Genomic DNA, 5,871 nt, shown 5'->3' with positions numbered 1-5,871 from the left:
CCGTCAGCCCGGCCGGCCCGCCGTCCGGTCGTCGTCGTGGGCGCCGGGCCGGCCGGGCTGACGGTCGGGAACATCCTGCGGGCCGCCGGGGTCGACTGCCTGATCCTGGAGACCGAGAGCAGGGAGTTCATCGAGCAGAGGCCCCGCGCCGGCGTCATCGAGGAGTGGGCCGTACGCGGCCTCGAACGACGCGGCCTGGCGGACGCGCTGTCGGCGCGCGCGGAGCGGCACTCCGTGTGCGAGTTCCGGTTCGAGGGGCACGGCCACCGCTTCCCGTACGCGGAGCTGACCGGACGTCATCACTGGGTGTACCCGCAGCCGTTGCTCGTGACCGATCTCGTGCGCGAGTACGCCGACGTGCGCGGCGGGGAGATCCGCTTCGGGGTGCGGGACGTACGCCTGCACGACCTGGACTCGGACCGGCCCGCCGTCTCCTACACCGACCCGGACAGCGGGGAACGGCGGCTGGTGCACTGTGCGTTCGTCGCCGGCTGTGACGGGGCGCGCGGGGCGAGCCGGGCCGCGCTGCCGCCGCGGGCACGGATCGCCCGGTACGACTACGGCATCGGCTGGCTGGCGCTGCTGGCCGAGGCGCCGCCGTCCGCCGACTGCGTGCTGTTCGGCATGCACGCCGACGGATTCGCCGGGCACATGCCCCGCAGTCCCGAGATGACCCGCTACTACTTGCAGTGCCCGCCCGGCGACGACCCGGACTCCTGGTCGCACGAGCGCGTGTGGGACGCGCTGCGGCGGCGCCTGGGCGCGGCGGGACGGCCGCCGCTGACGGAGGGGCGGCTGCTGGAGAAGCGGGTGCTGGACATGCACAACTACGTCGTCGAACCCATGGTGTTCGGGCGCCTCTTCCTGGCCGGCGACGCCGCGCACCTCGTCGCGCCGATCGCCGCGAAGGGCATGAACCTGGCGCTGCACGACGCGTTCCTGCTGGGCGATGCCCTGGTCGCGTATCTGACCGCGGGCGACACCGCGGGCCTGGACGGCTACTCGGACGCCTGCCTGCGCCGGGTGTGGGACTACCAGGAGTTCTCGGAGTGGCTGTCCGAGATCTACCACGGCGCCTCCTGCGGCGACCCGTACCGGTCCGGCACCAGGCTGGCCCGTCTGCGCCGGCTGTTCACCTCGCCCGCGGCGGCCGCCGCCTTCGCCGAGCAGTACCTCGGCACGGCGGACGCGTTCTGAGCCGTTCACCGCTGCGCCGGGCGGTCCCCTTCGGCGAGGCGGTGGTCGGCCGTCTTCAGGGCTTCCTCGACCAGCCGCCGCAGATGCCCGTGGCGCAGTGAGTAGATCACCCGGCGGCCCTCCTTGCGGGTGTCCACCAGACCGGCCAGCCGCAGCCGCGCCAGGTGCTGACTGACGGCCGGGCGGGCGGCGCCGCACGCCTCGGTGAGCGTGCTGACGTCGGCCTCGCCGCGGGTCAGGGTGTGCAGCAGGGCGAGGCGGGTGCGGTCGCCCAGCAGAGCGAGGAGGTCGGCGGCGAGCGCGAACTGCTCCTCGCCCGGGCTGCGCTCGTGCGCATGGTGCGCAGGTGATAGGTGCATGCGTGCGCTCATACGCACATAATGGCTCCGTGGGCGCCGCGCGTCCACTCCCGCCACCGGAAGGGGATCGACGTGAGCGACCGGCACCCTCATGACCACCGCCCGCACGCGCACCCGCACGACCACCGCCCGCACGGCTCGCCCGGCCCGCGCCACCGCCTGGCCCACCTCCTCACGCCGCACTCCCACGAGACGGCCGAGAAGCTGGACCCGGCGCTGGAGTCCTCGGCGCGCGGCATGCGGGCGCTGTGGGTGTCGCTGGCCGTGCTGGGGGCGACCGCGCTGGCGCAGGCGGCCGTGGTGGCGGTCTCGGGGTCGGTTGCGCTGCTCGGCGACACGGTGCACAACGCGGCCGACGCGCTGACCGCCGTCCCCCTCGGCATCGCGTTCGTGCTGGGCCGGCGGGCGGCGACCCGCCGGTTCACCTACGGGTACGGCCGGGCGGAGGACCTGGCGGGTCTGGTGATCGTGCTGACGATCGCCGCCTCGGCGGCGTTCGCCGGGTGGGCGGCCGTCGGACGGCTGCTGGAGCCCCGCCCGGTCGCGCAGGTGCCGGCGGTCGCGCTGGCGGCGCTGCTCGGCTTCGCCGGCAACGAGTGGGTGGCCCGGTACCGGATCCGGGTGGGTCGGGAGATCGGCTCGGCCGCGCTGGTCGCCGACGGGCTGCACGCCCGTACCGACGGGTTCACCTCGCTGGCCGTGCTGCTGGGCGCGGGCGGTTCGGCGCTGGGGTGGCACCTGGCCGACCCGATCGTCGGGCTGGCGATCACGGCCGCGATCGTCCTGGTGCTGCGGGACGCGGCGCGGGAGGTGTTCCGGCGAGTGCTGGACGCCGTCGACCCGGCGCTGGTGGACCGGGCCGAGCGCGCGGTGCGCGCGGTGCCGGGGGTGCGCGGGGTGGGCGAGCTGCGGCTGCGCTGGATCGGGCACCGGCTGCGGGCCGAACTCGCGGTGGTGGTGGACGGCGAGGCGACGCTGCGGCAGGCGCACGCGATCGCCGTCGAGGCCGAGCACGCCCTGCTGCACGCCGTACCGCGCCTGACGGCCGCCCTGGTCCACGCGGACCCGGCCCCCGCCCCGGGAGAGGCCGACCCCCATCTGCCACTGGCCCACCACGCGGTGGCGTGAGCCCGGCCGAGGGCGCCGGCCCTGGTCGGGCACGTGCGCCTCTGGGCGAGCGGGCCCGGCTCAGGCGGGCGAGACGTGACTCGGGTCCGGTGGAGGCCGGGTCGGGTCAGGTGAGGCCCAGGCCCTCCAGGACCACCGCGCCGGGGAGTTCGGCGAGGGCCTTGCCGGGGAGCAGTAGTTTGCCGCGTCGGCGGCCGCTGCCGACCAGGACGTAGGGCAGGTCGACGACGGCCGAGTCCACCAGGAGCGGCCAGCCGGTGGGCAGGCCGACCGGAGTGATGCCGCCGTACTCCATGCCGGTCTCGCCGGTCGCCGTCTCCATCGAGGCGAACGAGGCCTTGCGGGCGCCGAGTTGACGGCGTACGGCGCCGTTGACGTCGACCCGGGTGGTGGACAGCACGACACAGGCGGCCAGGGTGGTCTCGCCGGCCCGCTTGCCCGCGACCACCACGCAGTTCGCCGACCGCTCCAGCAGGTCCCGGCCGTAGTGCTCCACGAAGACGGCCGTGTCGGCCCACTGCGGTTCGGTGTCGACGTACAGGATCCGGTCGGCCGGGACCGCGCCCTGCCAGCGGCGTACGGCGTCGGCGACCGGGGCGGTCAGCTCGTCGAGGCAGTCCGGGGCGGGAGTGGCGGTGTCGAAGTCTCCGATGGGTGCGCGCATGGCCGCACGCTAGCAACACCGGCCCGCCCGCCGTACCGGCGTCTCAGGGCACGGGCGGCACGGAGACGGCCATCACCATCTCCATCGGCTCGTCGCCCTGGTTGCCGTACCGGTGGGGGACGTTGGCCTCGAAGGAGGCGCTCGCGCCGGCCGGGACGCGGTACTCCTCGCCCTCCACGGTGAGCGTCAATTCGCCCGCGGTGACGTGCACCAGCTCGACGGTGCCGCCGGGGTGCGGTTCGGAGGGGCTGCTCTCGCCCGGCATCAGCCGCCAGTCCCACATCTCCAGCGGTCCGGGCGCCTCCGTGCCGGCGAGCAGCCGGTTGTAGCTGCCGGCCTCGGTGTGCCACAGCCGTACGGCGCGTTCGGCGGGGACCACCCGGACCTTCGGGCCCTGCTCGTAGTCGAGGAGGGTGGTGATGCTGACGCCGAGCGCGTCGCCGATCTTGACGACCGTGCCGATGCTGGGGTTGGTGCGGGCCTGCTCGATCTGGATCAGCATGCCGCGGCTGACACCCGCCCGGGCGGCGAGCACGTCCAGCGTGAAGCCGCGCACCGAGCGCCAGTGCTTGACGTTGCGCGCCAAGGACTGGGTCAGGATTTCGAGGTCCGACACGTCGCGTCCAATATCCGGGAAGTTCCATAGGCGTGACCGCGCAGTCCACCGGGCGGGACTACGGTGAGGTGCACCGAAGCGTTCACCGAACTGTACTGCGAGCGGGCACCGGCGAGCGGCCGAGCCGGCCGGTCTCAGCCCTCGGGCTCCAGCGCGGCGAGCCGCGCCACCGCCTCCTCGTCCAGGTCCGCCAGCGCCCGCAGCCGCTCCGGCGTCATGCCGTCCGGGATCGGCACCGGGGCGGGCGTCCGCAGCGGCGGCTGCCAGCCCTCCTCGGGCGTCCAGCGCCGGACGACCCGGGCGGGCGCCCCCGCCACCACCGCGTGGTCGGGCACCGTGCCGCGGACCACCGCGCCGGCCGCCACCACCACGTTCCGGCCGATCCGCGCCCCCGGCAGGATCACCGCGCCGGTGCCGATCCAGCAGCCCGGTCCGATCTCCACCGGCTCCATCCGCGGCCACTGCTTGCCGATGGGCTCGTGCGGGTCGTCGTAGGAGTGGTTGGTGGAGGTGACGTAGACGTACGGGCCGAAGTAGCAGTCGCTGCCGATGGTGACCGTCGTGTCCGCGATGACATGGCTGCCGCGGCCGAGGACCACGCCGTCGCCGATGCGCAGGATCGGGTCCGGGCCGAGGTCCAGGTCGGGCATCAGGCCGGCGGTGAGGGTGACCTGCTCGGCGATGATGCAGTAGGAGCCGATCCGGATCCAGGGCTCGCCGAAGATCGTGCCGAGCGGGAAGGCCAGGCGGGTGGCTTCGCCGAGCGAGCCGAAGCGGAACCCCGCCGGGTGCTCGGCCGTGACGGAGCCCGCGCGCCGCGCCCAGGACCAGGCCGCGTGCACGGCTCGCTGGGTCAGGCCCCGCCGCCAGGAGGAGAACGTGTTCTTGCGCTTCGGCACGGGGGTCACGTTACTCACCGGTTGCCTTCGGCGGTGAGGGCGGACTGCTGTGATCTTTGCCCCACCCGGTGGCGTACGGTGCCGTGTACTGCCGACACGAGGAGACGGTGATGACGCAGCAGGCGCTGATCGTGGGTATCGGGGGCAAGGAGCCGCAGGTCGATCCGGAGGCGTTCGTGGCGCCCACGGCGTCCGTGATCGGAGACGTCACGCTGCACGCGGGGGCCAGTGTCTGGTACGGGGCCGTCGTGCGCGGGGACGTCGAGCGGATCACCGTGGGCGCGCAGGCCAATGTGCAGGACAACGTGACCCTGCACGCCGACCCCGGTTTTCCGGTGACCGTCGGGGAGCGGGTGTCCATCGGGCACAACGCGGTGGTGCACGGGGCGACCGTGGAGGACGACTGCCTCATCGGGATGGGGGCGACCGTGCTGAACGGGGCGGTGATCGGCGCGGGCTCCCTGGTCGCGGCGCAGGCGCTGGTGCCGCAGGGGATGGTGGTGCCGCCCGGGTCGCTGGTGGCGGGGGTGCCGGCCAAGGTGAAGCGGAGCCTGACGGAGGAGGAGCGGGAAGGGGTGACCCTCAACGGCACCTTGTACGCCGAGCTGGGCAAGGCGCACAAGGACGTGTACCGGTAGGAACGTCCGCGGGGGGAGGGGCGGGGGTGTGCCCCCTCCCCTTGCCGGGGTGCTTCAGTCCCCGGTGCCGACCGGTTCCGCTTCCGGGGCTTCCGCCTGGGCCTGCTTGGCCTTGCGCTTCAGGATCAGCATCGAGCCCAGGCCGATCAGGACCGCCACCGCGAGGCCCACGTACGAGAAGCGCTTCAGCCAGTCCTCGGCGACGACGCCCACGTAGTAGATGACGGCCGTGGTGCCGCCGGCCCAGCAGATGCCGCCGAGGACGTTGGCGACCAGGAACTTCCAGTACGGCATGTGGAGGACGCCCGCGAGGGGGCCGGCGAAGATGCGCAGGAGGGCGACGAAGCGGCCGAAGAAGACCGCCCACATG

8 protein-coding genes are annotated in these 5,871 nt (G+C 73.9%); 3 read left to right on the top strand and 5 right to left on the bottom strand.

Features of this window, described 5'->3' with window-relative positions; translation table 11 throughout:
• A partial coding sequence (locus CCN44_RS38140) for a 4-hydroxybenzoate 3-monooxygenase (RefSeq protein ID WP_276329147.1) occupies positions 1-1,197 on the top strand: 1,197 nt, incomplete at its 5' end.
• A gap of 5 nt (positions 1,198-1,202) precedes the next feature.
• Here CCN44_RS38140 and CCN44_RS38135 read toward each other — a convergent pair.
• Complete coding sequence (locus CCN44_RS38135) at positions 1,203-1,556, bottom strand: ArsR/SmtB family transcription factor (protein WP_059248062.1); 354 nt, start codon at positions 1,554-1,556, stop codon at positions 1,203-1,205.
• Positions 1,557-1,628: 72 nt separating this feature from the next.
• Here CCN44_RS38135 and CCN44_RS38130 point away from each other — a divergent pair, with 72 nt between their 5' ends.
• On the top strand, positions 1,629-2,684 hold the full coding sequence (locus CCN44_RS38130; protein ID WP_086703393.1) for a cation diffusion facilitator family transporter: 1,056 nt from the start codon (positions 1,629-1,631) through the stop codon (positions 2,682-2,684).
• A 106-nt stretch (positions 2,685-2,790) separates the two neighbouring features.
• Here CCN44_RS38130 and CCN44_RS38125 read toward each other — a convergent pair whose 3' ends face one another.
• The 3 genes from CCN44_RS38125 to CCN44_RS38115 all read right to left on the bottom strand — a co-directional run bounded on the left by CCN44_RS38125 (position 2,791) and on the right by CCN44_RS38115 (position 4,863).
• Positions 2,791-3,348, bottom strand: coding sequence for a YbaK/EbsC family protein (locus CCN44_RS38125; protein ID WP_059248063.1), 558 nt, complete (start codon positions 3,346-3,348; stop codon positions 2,791-2,793).
• A 43-nt stretch (positions 3,349-3,391) separates the two neighbouring features.
• On the bottom strand, positions 3,392-3,964 hold the full coding sequence (locus tag CCN44_RS38120) for a helix-turn-helix domain-containing protein (protein ID WP_059248064.1): 573 nt from the start codon (positions 3,962-3,964) through the stop codon (positions 3,392-3,394).
• A gap of 134 nt (positions 3,965-4,098) precedes the next feature.
• The gene (locus CCN44_RS38115) at positions 4,099-4,863 is read right to left on the bottom strand and encodes an acyltransferase (protein WP_059254834.1); all 765 of its coding nucleotides are present in this window, start codon (positions 4,861-4,863) and stop codon (positions 4,099-4,101) included.
• Positions 4,864-4,973: 110 nt separating this feature from the next.
• On the opposite strand from CCN44_RS38115, the gene CCN44_RS38110 reads away from it, so the two are divergent.
• Positions 4,974-5,501, top strand: coding sequence for a gamma carbonic anhydrase family protein (locus tag CCN44_RS38110; RefSeq protein WP_059248065.1), 528 nt, complete (start codon positions 4,974-4,976; stop codon positions 5,499-5,501).
• A 54-nt stretch (positions 5,502-5,555) separates the two neighbouring features.
• On the opposite strand, the gene CCN44_RS38105 is transcribed toward CCN44_RS38110, so the two are convergent.
• On the bottom strand, positions 5,556-5,871 hold a 316-nt coding region (locus CCN44_RS38105), incomplete at its 5' end, for a DedA family protein (protein ID WP_414820546.1).

Origin of the sequence: Streptomyces tricolor, assembly GCF_002155905.1 — a bacterium.
GTDB classification, from domain to species: domain Bacteria; phylum Actinomycetota; class Actinomycetes; order Streptomycetales; family Streptomycetaceae; genus Streptomyces; species Streptomyces tricolor.
Note: the sequence above shows the minus strand (reverse complement) of the source record. Positions and strands in the feature narration are given on the sequence as shown.